13 protein-coding genes and 3 pseudogenes are annotated in these 20126 nt (G+C 47.8%); 3 read left to right on the forward strand and 13 right to left on the reverse strand.

All coding sequences use genetic code 11. The features are described from left to right. The first annotated feature begins 285 nt into the window (after positions 1–285). Positions 286–1089 carry an HAD-IIA family hydrolase gene (locus Q4E64_RS03215; protein ID WP_303166216.1) on the forward strand — a complete coding sequence of 268 codons (804 nt, stop codon included), beginning with the start codon at positions 286–288 and terminating at the stop codon, positions 1087–1089. Positions 1090–1227: 138 nt separating this feature from the next. After that, the gene (locus tag Q4E64_RS03220; protein ID WP_303166218.1) at positions 1228–2316 is read left to right on the forward strand and encodes a metallophosphoesterase; all 1089 of its coding nucleotides are present in this window, start codon (positions 1228–1230) and stop codon (positions 2314–2316) included. 177 nt (positions 2317–2493) lie between these two features. On the opposite strand, the gene Q4E64_RS03225 is transcribed toward Q4E64_RS03220, so the two are convergent. The 12 genes and pseudogenes from Q4E64_RS03225 to Q4E64_RS03280 form a co-directional block, all read right to left on the reverse strand. After that, complete coding sequence (locus Q4E64_RS03225; protein WP_303166220.1) at positions 2494–3768, reverse strand: SLC13 family permease; 1275 nt, start codon at positions 3766–3768, stop codon at positions 2494–2496. 488 nt (positions 3769–4256) lie between these two features. Then, the gene (locus Q4E64_RS03230) at positions 4257–5531 is read right to left on the reverse strand and encodes an SLC13 family permease (protein ID WP_303166222.1); all 1275 of its coding nucleotides are present in this window, start codon (positions 5529–5531) and stop codon (positions 4257–4259) included. Between the two features lie 499 nt (positions 5532–6030). Further along, complete coding sequence (locus tag Q4E64_RS03235) at positions 6031–7164, reverse strand: sodium ion-translocating decarboxylase subunit beta (protein ID WP_303166224.1); 1134 nt, start codon at positions 7162–7164, stop codon at positions 6031–6033. 236 nt (positions 7165–7400) lie between these two features. After that, positions 7401–7526, reverse strand: a pseudogene (locus Q4E64_RS03240) (sodium pump decarboxylase); the annotation flags it as partial. A gap of 537 nt (positions 7527–8063) precedes the next feature. Then, positions 8064–9197: a sodium ion-translocating decarboxylase subunit beta gene (locus tag Q4E64_RS03245; protein WP_303166226.1), complete on the reverse strand. Its 1134-nt coding sequence runs from the start codon at positions 9195–9197 to the stop codon at positions 8064–8066. A 230-nt stretch (positions 9198–9427) separates the two neighbouring features. Then, positions 9428–9553: pseudogene (locus Q4E64_RS03250) on the reverse strand (sodium pump decarboxylase); the annotation flags it as partial. Between the two features lie 372 nt (positions 9554–9925). Next, the gene (locus tag Q4E64_RS03255) at positions 9926–11059 is read right to left on the reverse strand and encodes a sodium ion-translocating decarboxylase subunit beta (protein WP_303166227.1); all 1134 of its coding nucleotides are present in this window, start codon (positions 11057–11059) and stop codon (positions 9926–9928) included. Between the two features lie 224 nt (positions 11060–11283). Then, positions 11284–11415: pseudogene (locus tag Q4E64_RS03260) on the reverse strand (OadG family transporter subunit); the annotation flags it as partial. Positions 11416–11834: 419 nt separating this feature from the next. Then, positions 11835–12485: a hypothetical protein gene (locus Q4E64_RS03265; RefSeq protein ID WP_303166229.1), complete on the reverse strand. Its 651-nt coding sequence runs from the start codon at positions 12483–12485 to the stop codon at positions 11835–11837. A gap of 12 nt (positions 12486–12497) precedes the next feature. After that, on the reverse strand, positions 12498–13199 hold the full coding sequence (locus tag Q4E64_RS03270; RefSeq protein WP_303166230.1) for a DUF5058 family protein: 702 nt from the start codon (positions 13197–13199) through the stop codon (positions 12498–12500). Positions 13200–13209: 10 nt separating this feature from the next. Further along, entirely contained in the window at positions 13210–14322 is a 1113-nt protein-coding gene (gene menC, locus Q4E64_RS03275) for an o-succinylbenzoate synthase (protein ID WP_303166231.1), read from the reverse strand. A 17-nt stretch (positions 14323–14339) separates the two neighbouring features. Beyond that, on the reverse strand, positions 14340–15512 hold the full coding sequence (locus tag Q4E64_RS03280; RefSeq protein WP_303166232.1) for a M20/M25/M40 family metallo-hydrolase: 1173 nt from the start codon (positions 15510–15512) through the stop codon (positions 14340–14342). 119 nt (positions 15513–15631) lie between these two features. On the opposite strand from Q4E64_RS03280, the gene Q4E64_RS03285 reads away from it, so the two are divergent. Then, positions 15632–16924, forward strand: coding sequence for an HTH domain-containing protein (locus Q4E64_RS03285; RefSeq protein ID WP_303166234.1), 1293 nt, complete (start codon positions 15632–15634; stop codon positions 16922–16924). Positions 16925–16998: 74 nt separating this feature from the next. On the opposite strand, the gene Q4E64_RS03290 is transcribed toward Q4E64_RS03285, so the two are convergent. Then, positions 16999–20124 carry an efflux RND transporter permease subunit gene (locus Q4E64_RS03290; RefSeq protein ID WP_303166235.1) on the reverse strand — a complete coding sequence of 1042 codons (3126 nt, stop codon included), beginning with the start codon at positions 20122–20124 and terminating at the stop codon, positions 16999–17001. Positions 20125–20126: the final 2 nt, after the last annotated feature.

Raw genomic sequence — 20126 nt, forward strand, 5'->3', positions numbered from 1 at the left:
TGCTTATAAACCTTATGCATACATTTTATCACTGCCGTTTCAAATTGTCAAAAATTTATTATTTTATCACGCTCTTTTTTCTATGTCAATATATAAAAAGCCACTTTATTTAAATTCACATTTTTTGTACACTTCTTTAGCAGCTTTACTGCAAACGCCGCAGATTTAACAAAAAGTTTACTACTTGTACAAGCGGCGCTGCCACCAAGCCCTTGCAAAAAATAAGCTTTTCTTTCATAATAGAATTGTAGAATAAAGATATTGAACAAGCAAAGGATGATAAACATGACTGAACAGGAACAAAATCTGCGCCTTTTAGAAGAATTGCGCGGCAAGCAGGGCTATATCTGCGACATGGACGGCGTTATCTACCATGGCAACCGTCTGCTGCCGGGCGTTAAAGATTTTATCGACTGGCTTTATAAAAACGATAAACGCTTTCTATTTCTTACCAACTCCAGCGAACGCAGCCCCAAAGAATTGCAGCAAAAATTAGAGCGCATGGGCTTAGAGGTGGACGAAAGCCATTTCTACACCAGCTCTTTGGCCACCGCCAAATTCATCCACACGCAATCCCCCGGAAGCAGCGCCTATGTCATAGGAGCGCCGGGCCTTGTAAACGCCTTGTACGACGTCGGCATTACGATGAATGACGTTAATCCCGATTACGTAGTAGTAGGAGAAACAAATTCTTACAATTACAATATGATCATCAAAGCCTGCCAGCTGATCAACCAGGGCGCACGGCTGATCGGTACCAATTCCGACCTCACCGGTCCTTCGGAATTCGGCGTTATTCCCTCCTGCCGCGCGCTGGTAGCTCCTATCGAACTGGCAACCGGCTGCCACGCCTACTATGTAGGCAAGCCCAACCCCCTGATGATGCGTACAGGCCTGCGCCTGCTGGACGTGCATTCCGAGGATGCGGCTATGATCGGCGACCGCATGGACACGGATATCGTGGCCGGTATGGAAAGCGGCCTCATGACCTGCCTGGTGCTCAGCGGCGTCAGCACGAGGGAAAATATCAAAGAATTTTCCTATCGTCCCTCTATTATATTGGAAGGCGTAAATAAAATACCAGAATAATCCAGAACGGGCGCGGAGCGTATCTGCGCCCGTTTTTTCACGCAAATGTCAAACGCTACCCTTGACTTAAAGCGTGCTATAAGCTGTATAATATGTATGATATAAAATCAAAACTATTTGACAAGGAGTATTATACATATGCGCATTATCTTCCTTATTGGCTCCGTAGATTTACTGCTCAGCCTTATCGGCTATTTGTACTACCGCTTCAACCTGCCTTGGGGACACAGCGCCGCTTTTGGCGCGGCTTACCTGCTGCTAACGCTCAACGCTATTTTCAGCCGTCTGCTTTCGCCTTCCCTGCCCCATGCTCTGGTCAAAATATCCGCCTGGCTGGAAGGCCTGTGGCTGGCGTTCGGTTACTATACATTGCTATTGGCAGCGCTGCATTTGCTTTTATTGCTGGCAGGCAAAATAATCGGCTGGCAGCTGCCATCCGCCAAATTAGCCGCCGTCTGCTTCAGCGTCATCTGCCTGTTCGTAGCCTGGGGCAGCTACCGCGCTTTTCATCCTGTTGTACGTACCGAACGCATTGCGACGGATAAGCTTGCCAGCGGCGAGCATTATAAAATGCTATTTCTGACCGACCTGCATCTAGGACGTATCCTTGGCCGCAGCTACGCCGAACGCCTGACGGAAAGAATCAACGAACTGCAACCCGACGCGGTACTTATCGCCGGAGATTTAGTCGATGAAAAAATTGCCTACGTGCAGGAAGAGGATTCGCTTGCCGCCCTTAGCGGCGTCCGTGCGCCTAAAGGAGTTTACGTATCCTTCGGCAACCATGAATATATCGACGACCCCGAACTTTGGCAGCGTATGCTGGAGCAGCAAGGCTTTACCGTCCTGCGCGATGCCGACGCCATTGTAGACGGCAAAATAAAAATTACGGGTCTTACCGACTTCAGCCGCAGCCGCACTGCAGACAGCCTTAATTCACTGGCTGCCAACAACAATGCTTACTACAGCATTCTGCTAGACCACCAGCCCCGTAAAATGGCAGAAGCTGCCGCCGCAGGCTACGACCTGTACCTTTCCGGTCACACCCATACCGGCCAGCTCTTCCCCAATCGTTTAATTACGAAAAAAATGTATCAGCTGGATTACGGCCGCTGCGAACATAACGGTTTGACCGCTATCACCAGCGCGGGCTACGGCTTCTGGGGTCCGCCGGTGCGCACGGAAGCGGCGCCGGAAATAGTGGTAATTGAACTTACAGGAAAATAAAGATGGAGCTGTCACATCAAAAAGGTGTGGCAGCTCTTTTTTTATACAAAAAAGCCTGCCGCCGAAGCAACAGGCTTTAATTTTGTTGTCTTTTGAGACAGCGGAGAAAGTACCGGATGGCACTTTATATGCTGTCGAATTTTCCAAAATCGTGGAGAATGCGTCAGAGATTTTTAATTATTTGCCGGGGAAGAACGGCCATACCATCGGAATAACAACCAAGGATACTACGAAAGCTACGATTACCAGACCGGTACCAGCTTTTACATAGTCCATGAATTTGTATCCGCCAGGGCCAAGTACCAGCGTGTTCGGAGGAGTACCTACCGGAGTTGCGAATGCGCAGGATGCTGCAACGGCGATAGCCATCAGAACTGCTTTCGGGTCAGCGCCCAGTTGCTTGGAAATTGCAATACCGATCGGGCACAGCAGAGCTGCGGATGCGGTGTTGGACATGAACTGGGTCAGGCCGCAGGACAGGATGAACAGTACGCCGGTTACCAGAAGCGGAGAAGGAGAGCCGCCCATCAGGCCGACAGTCCATTCAGCGATCAATTTGCCAGCGCCGGTTTTATCCATTGCGGAAGATACAGGCATCATACCAGCGAACAGGAAAATGGTTACCCAGTCGATGGAAGCGTATGCTTGTTTTTCAGTTAAGCAGCCGGTCAGTACGCATACCAATGCGCCGATGATTGCTGCCATTTCCAAGGTTACGCCTTTGATATTCAGAGCCATTACCAATACTACTGCGAGCAGGATAACGCCGGAGATGATCATCTTGTTCTTGGAAGTTTCGTTAGCTTCAATCTCTTGCTCAACTTCCTGGTCAGCGTCCAGTTCTTTCTTCGGCAGCAGGTATTTGCCGACGAACATCATGTACAGCATGCCTGCTACGGATACGGGGATACCGATCCAAGCGAATTCGAAGAAGCCGAAAGCGGGCAGGCCGGCAGCGGTCAGAGCGCCGGTAGCGATGATGTTAGGAGGCGTACCTACCATGGTGATGATACCGCCCCAACCGCAAGCAAATGCCAAAGGCATCAACTGACGGGATGCGGGGATTTTAGCGGATGCGCAAATACCCAAAGCAACGGGCAGCAGGCAGGCTGCGGTACCGGTGTTGGACAATACTGCGGACAGTGCAGTACCAACAATCATCAAACCGAACATCAAGCTGTTTTCACCGGTACCCACCATTTTAACAACGGTGTTACCAATGGCTTGAGCCAAGCCGGTGTAGAACATTGCTGCACCAACTACGAACATGCCTGCGAACAATACTACAGTAGAGTTGGACAGGCCGCTGAATACCTGCTTAGCAGGAATCAGCCCTAAAAGGCCGCAACCAATGGCTGCGCCAGTAGCAGTAACTGCAAGAGGGATAAGTTCAGTTACGAAGAATAATGCAACTACTGCCAACAGAATTAAACATTTAATTGCTGGGGACATTTTTTGTTCCTCCTTATAAAATTTTACGGCCAAAATCAGTAATTACATACAGGCAAAATGCGTTTTTTATTTATATACATTTTACCGCAAAAGGCTCCGGAGCCCGGTAAGCAAATCTAGCACTTCCCTTGCTTAATTTAATTACTTAATAGCCCCTTTATGCTTTTTTTAGTTACTTAATTCTGGTCACCATCAATGATAGCATATTTCTTATCTAAATTCAAGTCTTTGTCACAATCCCCTTAGCGTCTTTACATATTACCAGGCGACAGCCTTATGATTAAATATACACAAACAAAGATTATTTATCCGCAGATGCACTTCTTAGCAAGCGAAAAAAAGCCTGCCGCCGAAGCGACAGGCTTTAGATTTGTTGTCTTTTGAGACAGCGGAGAAAGTGTCAGATGCAAGGAACGGCGACAACGGCGTACAATTAGTACTCCTAGGAGCCGTGACGCAGCAGATGGCGCTTTATATGCTGTCGAGCATTATTTGCCGGGGAAGAACGGCCATACCATCGGAATAACAACCAGGGATACTACGAAAGCTACGATTACCAGACCGGTACCAGCTTTTACATAGTCCATGAATTTGTATCCGCCAGGGCCAAGTACCAGCGTGTTCGGAGGAGTACCTACCGGAGTTGCGAATGCGCAGGATGCTGCAACGGCGATAGCCATCAGAACTGCTTTCGGGTCAGCGCCCAGTTGCTTGGAAATTGCAATACCGATCGGGCACAGCAGAGCTGCGGATGCGGTGTTGGACATGAACTGGGTCAGGCCGCAGGACAGGATGAACAGTACGCCGGTTACCAGAAGCGGAGAAGGAGAGCCGCCCATCAGGCCGACAGTCCATTCAGCGATCAATTTGCCAGCGCCGGTTTTATCCATTGCGGAAGATACAGGCATCATACCAGCGAACAGGAAAATGGTTACCCAGTCGATGGAAGCGTATGCTTGTTTTTCAGTTAAGCAGCCGGTCAGTACGCATACCAATGCGCCGATGATTGCTGCCATTTCCAAGGTTACGCCTTTGATATTCAGAGCCATTACCAATACTACTGCGAGCAGGATAACGCCGGAGATGATCATCTTGTTCTTGGAAGTTTCGTTAGCTTCAATCTCTTGCTCAACTTCCTGGTCAGCGTCCAGTTCTTTCTTCGGCAGCAGGTATTTGCCGACGAACATCATGTACAGCATGCCTGCTACGGATACGGGGATACCGATCCAAGCGAATTCGAAGAAGCCGAAAGCGGGCAGGCCGGCAGCGGTCAGAGCGCCGGTAGCGATGATGTTAGGAGGCGTACCTACCATGGTGATGATACCGCCCCAACCGCAAGCAAATGCCAAAGGCATCAACTGACGGGATGCGGGGATTTTAGCGGATGCGCAAATACCCAAAGCAACGGGCAGCAGGCAGGCTGCGGTACCGGTGTTGGACAATACTGCGGACAGTGCAGTACCAACAATCATCAAACCGAACATCAAGCTGTTTTCACCGGTACCCACCATTTTAACAACGGTGTTACCAATGGCTTGAGCCAAGCCGGTGTAGAACATTGCTGCACCAACTACGAACATGCCTGCGAACAATACTACAGTAGAGTTGGACAGGCCGCTGAATACCTGCTTAGCAGGAATCAGCCCTAAAAGACCGCAAGCGATAGCGCCGGCGGTAGCAGTAACTGCAAGAGGGATAAGTTCAGTTACGAAGAATAATGCAATTACTGCCAACAGAATTAAACATTTTACTGCTGGGGACATTTTCTGTTCCTCCTTATAAAATTTTTATATACGGCGCCTGACGGCGCTATATACCAAGAGCGTCAATGAAAGCGTGGCTGGCTTTGCAGCAGGCTTTCCTGTATATTTTTACATTTTTTCGCGGTGCTAACCGCTCTATATCTGCTTTTAAAAAGTTGTTTTCCAAATTTAATGCGTTAATCTGTACTATGGTATGGATATTATGTGTACTTATCAGGTACAATGATACCTCTGATAAAATACTGCATCTTTAATTACGCGCTTTGGGAGCCGCAACAAAAGTTCCAAGCGAGCGGCGCATAAAATTTTTCTTTAATTCCGTAAGTATCTTTCGCTAAAAGCGTTATGTTTATTACATTTTCAGAGGCCGCGACCAAGCGGCGCCGCCGACTAATCTATGAAGGAATAATCTAGTGTATAGCTTATAACTTTTCTTATAGTATAAATTGATGGAGGGTGCGTTTGCCGCACCCTCCCAGGGGAGTTGCTTAGCAAAGGATTATTTTGCTACAGGGCCAATCATAGCCAGCATGGTACCGGCTGCAACTGCGGTACCGATTACGCCTGCAACGTTCGGGCCCATAGCGTGCATCAGCAGGAAGTTTGCCGGATTGCACTTTTGACCAACCTTTTGAGATACGCGGGCTGCCATAGGTACAGCGGATACGCCTGCGGAACCAATCAACGGGTTGGTTTGGCCGCCGTCAACCATGCACATAATCTTACCGAAGATTACGCCTGCAGCAGTACCAGCTACGAAAGCAACCAGACCAAGGATAATGATCAGGATGGTTTGGTAGTTCAGGAAGGACTCTGCGCTCATGGTCAAGCCAGTACCGGTAGCCAGCATGATGGTTACGGTGTTCATCAAAGCGTTTTGCGCGGTATCGCTCAAACGATCCAGGCAGCCGGCTTCTTTGAACAGGTTGCCCAGCATCAGCATACCAATCAAAGCGGTTACGGAAGGTAACAGCAAGGAAATTACGATGGTGGTCATGATCGGGAATACGATCTTTTCAAATTTGGAAACCGGACGCAGCTGCTGCATAACAATCTTGCGGTCAGCTTCGGTGGTGAACAGGTGCATGATAGGAGGCTGAATCAGCGGAACCAGAGACATGTAGGAGTATGCGGCAACGGCGATAGCGCCCAACAGCTGCGGAGCCATCTTAGCAGCCAGATAAATGGAGGTCGGGCCGTCTGCGCCGCCGATGATACCGATAGCGGCAGCTTCCTGTACGGAGAAGCCCAGCAGCATAGCGCCCAGCAGCGCTACGAATACGCCTGCCTGAGCGGCAGCGCCCAGCAGCAAAGTCTTGGGGTTAGCGATCAGCGGACCGAAGTCGGTCATTGCGCCTACGCCTAAGAAAATCAACGGCGGGAATACTTCGTGGTTAATACCGTACATAATAACGGACATTACGCCAGGAGCCTCAAAGCCGTTTTTAGGAATGTTGGCCAGAATGCAGCCAAATGCGATAGGGGACAGCAGCAAGGGCTCAAAGCCTTTGCCAATAGCCATGTACAACAGAACCAGACCAACGCAAATCATGATTACATGACCGCCGGTCAAAGCGGAGAAGCCGCTGTCTGCCCATACGGAAGACAAAGCAACGATAAATGCTTCAAACATGTGATAATTTCCTCCTTGTTTCCCATCAACGGGATGTAATATAAGTGCGTATTGCCAAAGGCAATAAAATTGCTCCACTATACAGCAAAGCCTTTCGCCATCAAACTGCTCCTTCAGTCTCCCCTAGCCTGTCGGAATGAAGAACAAATTTCTTCAGCAGTTTAGTAAACACAACGACTGTACTGCGCGAAGCTGCTTAAAGCAGCAATGCTGCTTCTAAACCTGAATTATTTTGCTTTAGCTCTAGTCGGATCGACTACCTGGATAAGGCTCATCAATACGCCCAAAGCGATCAGCACACCGAAAACTATGGTCATGTTAATGAGGGCAATCAGCCACGGATTAGTTGTTACAGGACCCATACACTCACCTCTTCCTCAATAATTACAGGGAAAAACTCCGTAAGATCGCTTACTTATCTTACTTTAATAAGTATAAATTTAATTTTTTTAATCTTCTGTTGCCTAAGTCACACTTTGTTCAGCCGTCTTGCTTACATTATTTACATAAATCGCTTACTTTATCTTCTTTAAGCTTACTATATTTTTTTAATATATTTATGTTGCCTAAGTCACAGTTTTATGCTGGCATTTTGCTACAATAATAACGCAAAGCAACCATTTAATATCCTCTCAATCTTCAATTTGCGATTAGAAAGATTGGGAGACGTTGTTAAGGTAACTGCGAATTATCTTGACAAAAGAAAAATAACCAGCTGCGAACTGGTTATTTTTTTGCGCTTTTTTAGCTGCCAGCGATATCTTCCAAAGCTTTTCGATTATACTTTGCGTTCAGCAAACGCTTTCTTACATAGTGAAACGCCCGGCCAAACGGTCGGGCGTTTTACGTTTTAAACAATATACTGAAAATGTATCGGCGGGGAGAAGCAAATACTTTAATTATTTAGCAACAGGACCAATCATAGCCAGCATAGTACCGGCTGCAACTGCGGTACCGATAACGCCTGCAACGTTCGGGCCCATAGCGTGCATCAGCAGGAAGTTTGCCGGATTGCACTTTTGACCAACCTTTTGAGATACGCGGGCTGCCATAGGTACAGCGGATACGCCTGCGGAACCAATCAACGGGTTAGTCTTGCCGCCGTCGATAGCGCACATCAGCTTACCGAAGATTACGCCGGCAGCAGTACCGCCGATGAATGCAACCAGACCTAAGAAGATAATCAGGATGGTCTGATAGTTCAGGAAGGACTCTGCGCTCATGGTCAAGCCGGTACCGGTAGCCAGCATGATAGTTACGGTGTTCATCAAAGCGTTTTGCGCGGTATCGCTCAAACGATCCAGGCAGCCGGCTTCTTTGAACAGGTTGCCCAGCATCAGCATACCAATCAAAGCGGTTACGGAAGGTAACAGCAAGGAAATTACGATGGTGGTCATGATCGGGAATACGATCTTTTCAAATTTGGAAACCGGACGCAGCTGCTGCATAACAATCTTGCGGTCAGCTTCGGTGGTGAACAGGTGCATGATAGGAGGCTGAATCAGCGGAACCAGAGACATGTAGGAGTATGCGGCAACGGCGATAGCGCCCAACAGCTGCGGAGCCATCTTAGCAGCCAGATAAATGGAGGTCGGGCCGTCTGCGCCGCCGATGATACCGATAGCGGCAGCTTCCTGTACGGAGAAGCCCAGCAGCATAGCGCCCAGCAGCGCTACGAATACGCCTGCCTGAGCGGCAGCGCCCAGCAGCAAAGTCTTGGGGTTAGCGATCAGCGGACCGAAGTCGGTCATTGCGCCTACGCCTAAGAAAATCAACGGCGGGAATACTTCGTGGTTAATACCGTACATAATAACGGACATTACGCCAGGAGCCTCAAAGCCGTTTTTAGGAATGTTGGCCAGAATGCAGCCAAATGCGATAGGGGACAGCAGCAAGGGCTCAAAGCCTTTGCCAATAGCCATGTACAACAGAACCAGACCAACGCAAATCATGATTACATGACCGCCGGTCAAAGCGGAGAAGCCGCTGTCTGCCCATACGGAAGACAAAGCAACGATAAATGCTTCAAACATATGATAATTTCCTCCTTGTTTCCCATCAATGGGATGTAATATAAGTGCGTATTGCCAAAGGCAATAAAATTGCTTCATTGTGCAGCCAGACCCTAACCGTCAGCCTGCTTCCGCCAGTCTCCCCTAGCCTGTCGGGTGCTGACCTTGCGTCTGCAACAGGCGACGCCGTGCTTGCGCTGCGCGAAGCTGCTTAAAGCAGCAATGCTGCTTCTAAACCTGGATTATTTGGCTTTAGCCCTGGTCGGATCGACTACCTGAATCAGGCTCATCAAAACGCCCAAAGCGATAAGCACGCCGAAAACGATGGTCATGTTAATAAGGGCAATCAGCCACGGATTGGTTGTTACAGGACCCATACACTCACCTCTTCCTCAAAAATTACAGGGGTAAACTCCGTAAGATTCTTTTATCTTACTTTAATAAGTATAATTTTAAATTTTTTTACATTCTGTTGCTCACGTCACATCATATGGGCGTCATATAGTTAGATTAGTTACAAAAAGCGCTTATTTTATCTACCTTTCGCTTGCTATATTTTCTAAATTCAAAATCGCCCGCAAAGCAAATAAAAGGCCGCGTTTCGACGTTTTAGCGGCGTTTCTCAGCGTTTTCTAAAGCCGGAGGCAAAAAAATAAGACCCGGCAAGCAAAGCCGAGTCTTATTTTATAAGTAGGGTGCGCCCCCGCAGGGGCAACGCGCATATCAGAGGGGAGAAGCCAACGTTGGAATTATTTAGCAACAGGACCAATCATAGCCAGCATCGTACCGGCAGCAACTGCGGTACCGATAACGCCTGCAACGTTCGGGCCCATAGCGTGCATCAGCAGGAAGTTGGCAGGGTTTGCTTTTTGGCCGACGATCTGGGATACGCGCGCTGCCATAGGTACTGCGGATACGCCTGCGGAACCGATAAGCGGATTAGTCTTGCCGCCGTCAAGCTTGCACATAATCTTGCCGAACACAACGCCGCCCCAGGTGCCTGCTGCGAAAGCAACCAAGCCCAGGAAGATGATCAGGATGGTTTGGTAGTTCAGGAAAGCTTCTGCGCTCATGGTCAAGCCGGTACCGGTAGCCAGCATGATGGTTACGGTGTTCATCAAAGCGTTTTGCGCGGTATCGCTCAAACGATCCAGGCAGCCTGCTTCTTTGAACAAGTTACCCAGCATCAGCATACCGATCAAAGCGGTTACAGGGGGTAACAACAGGGAAATAACGATGGTGCAGACAATGGGGAATACGACCTTTTCAAATTTAGAAACAGGGCGCAGCTGCTGCATAACGATCTTACGCTCTGCTTCGCTGGTGAACAGTTTCATAATAGGAGGCTGAATCAGCGGAACCAAAGACATGTAGGAATATGCAGCAACGGCGATAGCGCCCAGCAGATTGGGAGCCATTTTAGCAGCCAGATAAATAGCGGTCGGGCCGTCCGCGCCGCCGATGATGCCGATAGCGGAAGCTTCCTGTACGGTGAAGCCCAAAGCCATAGCGCCCATCAGGGATACGAATACGCCGATTTGAGCGGCAGCGCCCAACAGCAGGGTTTTGGGGTTAGCGATCAGCGGACCGAAGTCGGTCATTGCGCCTACGCCCAAGAAAATCAACGGCGGGAATACTTCGTGTTGGATACCATACATAATAACGGACATTACGCCGGGAGCCTCGAAACCATTTTTAGGAATATTGGCCAGCAGGCAGCCAAAGGCGATAGGGGAAAGCAGCAAAGGCTCAAAGCCCTTACCGATAGCCATATACAACAGTACCAGGCCAACGCAGATCATAATAATGTTGCCGCTGGTCAAAGCGGAAAACCCGCTGTCGGCCCATACAGATGCTAAAGCAACAACAAATGCTTCAACCATGAGATAAATTCCTCCTCTTTTCCCGATATGGGATTTTAATATAAGTGCGTATTGCCAAAGGCAATAAAAACTTCATTTCGTTCAACGCTTACGAACTCTCAAGCCCCGCCGCCTCCCCTAGTCGGCTTGCCTTCGCGCCGCCGCGCCATGAACCAGAATCGCTTCTGCCATCCATGAAGTTGTTAAAGCAGAAAACTGCTTTGAAACCAAATACGACGGGCTTATTTCGCTTTAGCCTTCGTGGGATCGACTACCTGAATCAGACTCATCAATACGCCTAAAGCGATTAGCACGCCAAATACGATAGTCATATTGATAACGGCAATCAGCCAAGGATTAGTTGTTACAGGACCCATGCGCTCACCTCCACAACATAATCGCTCCGCCCTGAGCGAAGCAGGGGAAAATATTAGCAGCTCCTTGTGCTTGTTTAATTATAAGCGGCGCGCTTACCCCTAACTGTTGCCCCCGTCACCTTAACGACGCGGTTAAGTCTTTGTCTATTTACTTAAAAGAGCTAAAATCTTTTTTATGTTTTTTATGCTTTTTTATGCTAATGAAAGTTAATAATCTTTTTTAACGCGCAGCAAAAATAAAAAATGGTTTAGGGCAAAACAGCGTTTTAAGCTATTTCGCTCTAAACCATAAAATTTATGAAAGCCAAAGTTTAGTTGCATTTGGCCCGGCGTTCCTTTCGCCACAAGCGTTACAAAAATGCTTGACCACAACAAAGGATATTTTTGACTTTTATCAGCTATTTCGTTGCTAATGTATACTACTGCCCTTTCTTCTCTACCATTTGCGTAACCGCAATACCTATGGCTATACAAACCAGGCTCAACCAAATGATATGCACATGTAAAAAGCTTTTCAAGATAAAAGCGGCGCCAGCAGCCAGAATAATAGTAATAAAGCCCGCCTTAAGATGCTTCAGACAAAGCTGCATATAAACGGCTCCAAATAAGGATGGCATCAGATAGCGGAAGCCGTTCTTTATAAAGGGAGGCAGATTGTTAATTACTTCGCCTCCAAGATAAGTAAAAAGAGAAATAATAAAAATAGAAACAAACGTAGAAACAGCAACTCCGATTGTAGCCATCACATCGCCCTCAGGAGTAGCGGCTTCATAGCCGGAAGCCTTTTGAGCCATAGTAATTGCCGGAATACGGATATCGGCACAATTACCGCTGAGCCAGCCGATATAGCTGCCTGCTACTCCCATCATTGTGTAGAAAGCTGTAGGCTGTACAATGTAGGTTATGCCAAAGCCAGCCAAAGCCACACCCCAGATCTTCAGTAAATCGCTGAAAGGAGGGATGATACCATAAGCAAAATATACATACACTGCAGGAATAAAGTTCGCAATAATACCGCAGCTTAAAAAGGTAACGCCAATGCGTACGGATTTCTTTTCAAAAGCGCTCATTTTTTAACCTCCTTAGCCCATAATTGCGGCAGTAACATACATGCCAATAACAATCGATAAGCCCAAGCCAACCTCTTGCAGACGAGGATAGTTTTTAAATACAGTAGAAATTACTACCATGGAGCCTGCTCCTACAAAAGCTGCAATCCACGTACTAGTTTTATAGGGCACTAAAGCGGGAGCCAGCAGGAATGCGAACAAGCCAATGCCAGAGCCAGCGATAAGCAGCTTAACTGTATTAGCGTCATACTTAGAATTCAGAGAAGCTACAACCTTGCTCATACGATGGGTTAAAAGCAAAGCCGCCAGCATCCACCCCACATTGTTTAATGCCATTCCCCACAGAGCGTAAGCAAAGCCCTTCAGGCCCCAGCTTGCAGTGTTAGGCTCGACGCCAGCAACCTTGGCCGCCAACGTAATCATGGCCATCTCTGAACGAGCAGCGCCAATGTCATTCATACGCATCCATGTCGTGGGGGTACCCATAACAGCTAACAAAGCCATCATTATGATAACCGGTGCAAAGGAAGGCCCTACGGCTGTAATAGCAGCTGAGCGTATGCCAGCCATCCATCTTTCCTTAGGAATACCCATACGCCTGGCTTCATCGATACCCGCCTTCAGGAAAACAGCGCTTTCAACAATAATTGTGATTATCATGATGGAGGAAGCTATCCACATCCCCGGACTGTTAATTATTTCCTTAAATTCCATTTTCTGCTCCTTATTTCATAATCCAATGCGCTACCGTCATAGCATCGATAGCTTTTTCATCTACATCATACTTAATACCATTGGTTTCATCGGGAACGATGATGGTACATCTATCAGTAATATCAACCATTGGCAGAGTAATATCCTGGTTAAAATAACGATTTGCTGCAGCCACATCATGCGCTAATTCCGTAAAACCAGGCAAAGAAGCAAAGGATACGTTTTGAGCACGGCCAATGCCTAATTCCGTCATACCGCCGCACCATAGTGGAATGTTGTTGGCAACGCACAAATCGTGAATACGCTTTCCTTCATACATTCCTCCAACACGGCTAGACTTAATATTAACTACACGGCAGGCCTTAAGCTTAATAGCGGCTACGCAGGCGTCATAAGAATCAATAGATTCATCTAAGCAGATAGGAGTAGAAATCTGAGATTGCAGCTCCGCATGGTCTACCAAATCACATTCTCCCAAAGGCTGCTCAATATATTGCAGCTTGTATTCGTCCAAAGCCTTAAAAAGCTCCACATCCTTTAAACTATAAGCAGAGTTAGCGTCAACCGTCAAGGTAATATCGCCAAATTCCTTACGAATTCCCTTGATAACATCTATATCCTTCCCGGGATGAATTTTAATCTTAGTACGATGATAGCCTTGCTTCAGGTATTTTTCAATCATGCGATACAAATCATCTAAGGATTTTTCGCTGCCCAGGGATACGCCTACCTTAATTTCGTCTTGAGTGCCTCCTAACAGAGTTTTAATAGACTTACCTGTTCTTTGACTCAGCAGCTCCCATAAAGCATTTTCAATAGCAGCCTTAGCCAAACGATTACCCTTGATATACTTAAACCTTTCAATAAACTCTGCAGGTCCTGCAATATCCTCGTGTAAAATAGCAGGAATGATAATATTCTTTAACACATGCAAAACAGTACCGTTATCCTCAGGATTGTAAAAGGGACCATAAAAGGCTTTGCATTCACCCCACCCGACTAAGCCTTCAGAATAAACCTTGATTAACAGTGCATCACGATTTACAAAGCTTGTAAAACTAGTAGTAAAGGGGTGATTAAACGGGTTGTGTACATTAATAATATCCACGCGGTCAATTTTCATACTTTTCAGCTCCTCACTTAAAAATCATCAGGTAAATTTATAATGGTTAAAACGATTTTGGCAGCCTGCTCTAAAATGCTGCTTTCATAAGCATATTCTTCCAAGGTATGGTTATGGTCGCCAATGATACCTGTACCGCATAAGGTAGGCACACCCACATGCGACACAAAAGCCGCATCACTGCAGCCGCCGACAAATATACCTGTAGGCCGCTTATAGCCTAATTCCTCAGCAGCGTTGGCAAACCGCTCCATCAAAGCGTCTGTCTTAGCTACCTTTTCCAAGGCTCTGAACAGACCTACAGCCTCTAATTCTGCATGAATCAACGGATTAGGATTGTCCTCAACTATTTTGCGAATGTTGTTTAGAGCGCTATCGTAGGCTTCATTAGTCTTAAAGCGAATATCATTGACAAATTCACAGTAGTCCGGGACAATATTGCTCTTGGTCCCGCCTTTGATTACGCCTGTGCCAAAATAAGCATCATCATAATCGCTTAATTTGGCTATAGCAGATATTTTCTCCGCCGCCGCCAGGATTGCATTAGCCCCGTCCCAAGGAGCATTACCCGCGTGAGCGGCCTTACCGTAGACCTTAACCTTCAAGATGCCGCCGCCATTACGCTCTAGTACAATCTGGTCATGCAAACGGCCGCTGTCACAGTTAAAGCAGCAGCAGGCTCCACAGGCTTCCTGCTCAATAATAACCGCGCTAGCCCCGTTGCTAAGGGTATGAGCCACCTCTTCATCACTCACTAAAACCAGCTTCAGCTGGCGTTTGTTATAACCTAAGGCCTGCAAAGCCTTCAGGACAAATATAGCAATAACTATGCCGCCTTTAGTATCGTAAACGCCTGGACCACGCACAATATCCGGATTCACAGCGTCCCGCACAAACACATCCTCGCCAAAAGCGCCTACAGGATGCACGGTATCCATATGGCTGCACAGCAGAATCGGCGCCAGCTCCGTAGCCTGGCTTTCTGCTACTAAAGTGGGGCCAGCAGTCTCAAAGCAGTGCTTTTGCACCTTTAAGCCCATAGCATTCAAATAAGTATCTAAATGAGCCGCCAGCTTTTCTAAGGCCGGCTTATCTGCAGAAGGAGTTTCGATACGGACTATATTTTCATATAAGTAGCTAATCTGCTGCTTCTGCTGGTTTAAATATTCAACAAGTTTATTGTTTTCCATACATTCCACCTAAATAATTGCTAAATTTCTTCTCTAAGAATACAACTAGACAAAGGACTTTAATAGGCGTATAATTAGGTCTATAATTATAAACTACGTCTAAAAAAGAGGTAACAGACATGAAGCTGGGAATTATAGGCGCTAAAAGTATCATAGATATTCTAATAAAGGTAATAAGAGAAGAAACAATCGACATTGATATTGTCTCTGTAGAAACAGACGTTATTACAGAGACTCCGAAAAAAACTCGTATTTTAGAAAAGCAGGTTGACGCCATTCTTTTTACAGGCGTCTATAATTACTACTTTACCCTTGCACATTTAAAGAAGGCCTCAATTCCCTGGAGCTTTTTACCACATAATCGTATTTCAGCAATGCAAGCGCTTTTACAGGCAAGTATTAATTTTCACAGCGATTTAAAGCATATCAGCTTGGACACCTATGATCCGCAGATTATTCGGGAAGCTCTGCAAACTGTCGGGATAAACGACGCTAAAATTTATACTGCGACCATAGACCCTAATGCCGAAAATTTAAATGAAAAGCTCTTCCATGCGCATAGTAAACGCTATCAGCAAAACAATGAGGTTATCTGCCTTACCAGTCACCAGGTATGCCACGAACTACTAACCAAAGCCGGCATTCCCTGCCTGCGCATTTATCCTGCCAGAGAAATCATCAAGGAGCAAATATACTACCTCCAGCTTCAGCATTTAAATGTTTCTGAAAAGCAGGGCAACTATGCCGTTGTAGCGATTCACTATAACTATATTTTTGACAATGAAAAAGACCCCGCCGTGCGCGACTGGGAAAAGCTACGCTATCAACACGAAATCAGAGAATATGTATATACCATAGCTCACAAGCTTCAGGCAGCGGTTTTCTCAGACGATATTGTACCTTTATTTATTGTAACCTCCAAAAATATGCTCAATAATGTTTTCTTAAAGCAGCAGGATCATATTAAACTGCTGCAATTCGGACAACAGCTGCAGCGCTTCCGCGTCTGCTTAGGTATCGGTCTTGGCAACAGCATGTTAGAAGCGAAAGCTCATTCAACAATGGCCTTGAACCATGCCTTCAAGGATATCGACGTGCGAGCCTATATCGCCAGGGACAGTTCTGAAAATGTAGCGCCTGCAGTAACCACAGAACTACTAGAGAAAACCCCTCTTAAGGTCATGGCCGAGCACTGCGGTTTTACCGTAGCTACGTTGCAAAAGCTTAACAATGCGTTAGAAAAAATCGGCAATCCTATTACGGCAGAACAGTTGGCTGAGGAGATGCACATGAATGTCCGCAGCATAAACCGCATTCTCGTCAAACTTGAGGATGCAGGCTGCGTCAATGTAGTGGCTAAGCAGGGACATGGCAGAGGTAGGCCGACGCGAGTTTTAAAAATAATTATATAGGCAAAAAGCTCCGCCCGACCCGATAAGGGACGAGCGGAGCTTCGTTTTAAAACGATGTTAACTTACCGCGCTTCTTACAGCTGTTCAGTAACGTCTTCTTTCTTCTTACGGCTGAAGAAATGTTCTACAACCACGAAGAGCGTAGGAATGAGGAAGATGCCGAAAGCGGTAGCAATGGCCATGCCGCCTACTACGGCGTTACCCATGGACACGCGCGCGCCGGCGCCCGGGCCGGTAGCGATAGCCAGCGGCAAGCAGCCCAGAATAAACGCAAAGGACGTCATCAAAATAGGACGCAGGCGGACATGAGCGGCTTCAATGGCAGCCTGCACAGCATCCATACCTTGCTCCATGTACATCTTGGCATATTCGACAATCAAAATGGCGTTCTTCGCAGACAAGCCGATAAGGGTAATCAGAGCAATCTGCATATAAACGTCGTTGTTCTGCCCGCGCAGGTACTGCGACAGGAAGCAGCCGAATATTGCGGAGGGCACGGACAGCAGTACGGCCAGAGGAATGGTCCAGCTTTCGTACAGCGCCGCCAAAAGCAGGAAGACGAAAATCATGGAAATGATATAGATTTGCGTAGAACGGCTGCCTGCTTCGATTTCGTCGCGGCTCTGGTCAACCCATTCGTAGGTGTACGTATTGGGCAGCGTTTCCGCGGCTACTTCTTCCAAAGCTGCCATAGCCTGACCGGTGGAATAACCGTCGGCAGGGTCGCCCGCAATCTTAATCGCGCGCGCGCCGTTAAAGCGCGTCATAATCAGGGAACTGTTTTTCTCTTGCGGCGTTACCAAGGTGTTCAGCGGCACCAGCTGCCCGTCGTTACTGCGCACAAAGAAGTAACGCATATCGTTGACGCCGGTACGGTATTTGGAATCGGCCTGCATCACTACCTTCCAGGTACGGCCGAAGTTATTGATATCGTTGATTTCGTAGCCGCCCAAGAAAGTCTGCAAAGCATTGTACACGCTGGATACGGGCACGTTCAGGGATTGTGCCTTTTCGCGATCGACTTCAAAATTATACATGGGCGTCGTGGTATTCAGCGTCGTATAAACCATAGCGATTTCCGGCCGTTGGTTAGCCTTCGCCAAAAATTCGTTGGCGCGCTGGCCCATAACTTCTACATCCTCGCCGCCCAGGTTCATCAAGTACAGGCTCAAAGTACCGGTATTGGACGCGCCCGGCAAAGAGGGCGGCTGGAAGGCCATAATCTGAGCGTCGGGGAAATCGGCGCTCATGCCGTACATCATCGGGATAATATCCTGCACCGAATTATCGCGGTTCTGGTAATCGTCCATAGCAATTACCAGCAAAGCGGAATTAGCCTTTTGCGCGTTACTCAGAATATCTACGCCGCTAACCGTCAGGACATTTTTTACGCCCGGCAGCTTTCCTGCTCTTTCGCCAATCTCGCTCAGTAACTGAATTGTGCGGTTACTGGAAGCGGCTTCAGGCAGGGAAATAGATACGGCGCTCATGCCCTGGTCCTCGTTCGGCACGAAGCCGGTGGGCGTTACCTTCGCCAAAGCGCCGATGCAGATGACGATAACAACTAAGCAGGTCAGCATCAGCTTGGACCTGCGGATGCACACCTCGACGTTTTTCACGTATTTTGCCAGCATACGGGCGTACCAATTATTAAATCCCGCTACCATTTTACCGATAAAGCCTTTAGGAGCCGTCTCCTCGTCCTTCTTAACCAAAATCAGGGCGCACAGCGCCGGCGTCAGGGACAAAGCGACGATGGCCGAAAGCAGCATGGATACGGAAATAGTAATCGCAAACTGCTTATACAATTCGCCGACGGTACCGCCGGTAAAGGCTGTAGGAATGAATACCGCCGCCAGCACGAAGGCGATGGCCACAACAGGGCCGGATACTTCGTTCATAGCGCGGTAGGTGGCTTCCTTAGGCGACATACCGTTTTCCTGAATATGATGCTCTACCGCCTCTACTACGACGATGGCGTCGTCGACAACCAGACCGATTGCCAGAATCATGGCGAACGCCGTCAGCGTATTAATGGTAAAGCCTAAAATTACGAAGGAAGCGAAGGTGCCTACCAAAGATACCGGCACGGCCAGCATAGGAATAAGCGTGGCGCGCCAGCTGCCCAGGAACATGAATACTACGAAGATAACCAAAGCCAACGCTTCGAAAAATGTATGGGCAACCTTGTTCAGGGATTCCGTAATGAACTGGGTATTATCCTGAACGATAATCAGCTTCATATCGTCCGGGAAACGCGATTCTGCATCCGCCAATACTTCTTTAATATTGCCGACGGTTTCCAAAGAGTTGGCGTCGGACGTCAAAGATACAGGGAATACAACGGAGTCGCCGCCGTTTATCCGGCTGACGGTCATATCGTTACGCGGCCCTTCTTTAATCGTAGCGATATCACGCAGCTTCAAATTATCGCCTTTTTGCGTGCGGACGATAACGTTGCCAAATTCTTCCGGCGTTTTTAAACGGCCCTGGGCGCTGGCGGAATAAGTACGCTCCTGCATAGCGTCGGTAGGACGGTCGCCGATGGAGCCTACGGCCGCCTGGATATTCTGCGTTTGGATAGCGTTAGTAACATCGTCCACCGTCACGCCCAGCTGCGCCATCTTTTCCGGGTTCAGCCACAGGCGCATGGAATATTCCGGACCGTATTCGTTGACAGACGAAACACCCTTAACGCGCTTCACGGCGTCGATAAAGTTGGCGTCGGCGTAAGTACGCAGGAACATACCGTCGTAAGTCTTGTTCGGCGAATACAAGCCGAAGTACATAATAGTTTCCGCCGATTGCTTAGTCGTAGTGATACCGTAAGCGGTTACTTCGGCGGGCATGGAGCTGTTAGCCTGGGATACGCGGTTCTGTACCTCTACGGACGCGATATCGGCGTTCTTGTCCAGGTTGAACTGAACGTTCAATTCGTACTGGCCGTTACTGGTACTGATGGAGTTCATATCCAGCATATTTTCTACGCCGCTGACCTTCTGTTCGATAGCCTGGGCAACGGCTTCTTCTACTACGTCGGCGCTGGCGCCGGTATACGTGGTTTCTACGGTAATACGCGGTTTAGTAATCTGCGGATATTGCGCGATAGGTAAGCTAAAACCGGCCAAAGCGCCAAGCAAGGTGATCAAAATCGCCAATACTATAGCGAATACGGGACGATCAATAAAGAAACGTGCCATTT

The organism is Phascolarctobacterium sp., from assembly GCF_030531065.1.
GTDB lineage: Bacteria > Bacillota > Negativicutes > Acidaminococcales > Acidaminococcaceae > Phascolarctobacterium_A.

What these genes read in the sequence shown, in the direction of transcription:
- Q4E64_RS03215 (WP_303166216.1), top strand. Translation starts at nt 286, where the DNA reads ATGACTGAACAGGAACAAAATCTGCGCCTTTTAGAAGAATTGCGCGGC.
- Q4E64_RS03220 (WP_303166218.1), top strand. Translation starts at nt 1,228, where the DNA reads ATGCGCATTATCTTCCTTATTGGCTCCGTAGATTTACTGCTCAGCCTT.
- Q4E64_RS03225 (WP_303166220.1), bottom strand. Translation starts at nt 3,768, where the DNA reads ATGTCCCCAGCAATTAAATGTTTAATTCTGTTGGCAGTAGTTGCATTA.
- Q4E64_RS03230 (WP_303166222.1), bottom strand. Translation starts at nt 5,531, where the DNA reads ATGTCCCCAGCAGTAAAATGTTTAATTCTGTTGGCAGTAATTGCATTA.
- Q4E64_RS03235 (WP_303166224.1), bottom strand. Translation starts at nt 7,164, where the DNA reads ATGTTTGAAGCATTTATCGTTGCTTTGTCTTCCGTATGGGCAGACAGC.
- Q4E64_RS03245 (WP_303166226.1), bottom strand. Translation starts at nt 9,197, where the DNA reads ATGTTTGAAGCATTTATCGTTGCTTTGTCTTCCGTATGGGCAGACAGC.
- Q4E64_RS03255 (WP_303166227.1), bottom strand. Translation starts at nt 11,059, where the DNA reads ATGGTTGAAGCATTTGTTGTTGCTTTAGCATCTGTATGGGCCGACAGC.
- Q4E64_RS03265 (WP_303166229.1), bottom strand. Translation starts at nt 12,485, where the DNA reads ATGAGCGCTTTTGAAAAGAAATCCGTACGCATTGGCGTTACCTTTTTA.
- Q4E64_RS03270 (WP_303166230.1), bottom strand. Translation starts at nt 13,199, where the DNA reads ATGGAATTTAAGGAAATAATTAACAGTCCGGGGATGTGGATAGCTTCC.
- menC (WP_303166231.1), bottom strand. Translation starts at nt 14,322, where the DNA reads ATGAAAATTGACCGCGTGGATATTATTAATGTACACAACCCGTTTAAT.
- Q4E64_RS03280 (WP_303166232.1), bottom strand. Translation starts at nt 15,512, where the DNA reads ATGGAAAACAATAAACTTGTTGAATATTTAAACCAGCAGAAGCAGCAG.
- Q4E64_RS03285 (WP_303166234.1), top strand. Translation starts at nt 15,632, where the DNA reads ATGAAGCTGGGAATTATAGGCGCTAAAAGTATCATAGATATTCTAATA.
- Q4E64_RS03290 (WP_303166235.1), bottom strand. Translation starts at nt 20,124, where the DNA reads ATGGCACGTTTCTTTATTGATCGTCCCGTATTCGCTATAGTATTGGCG.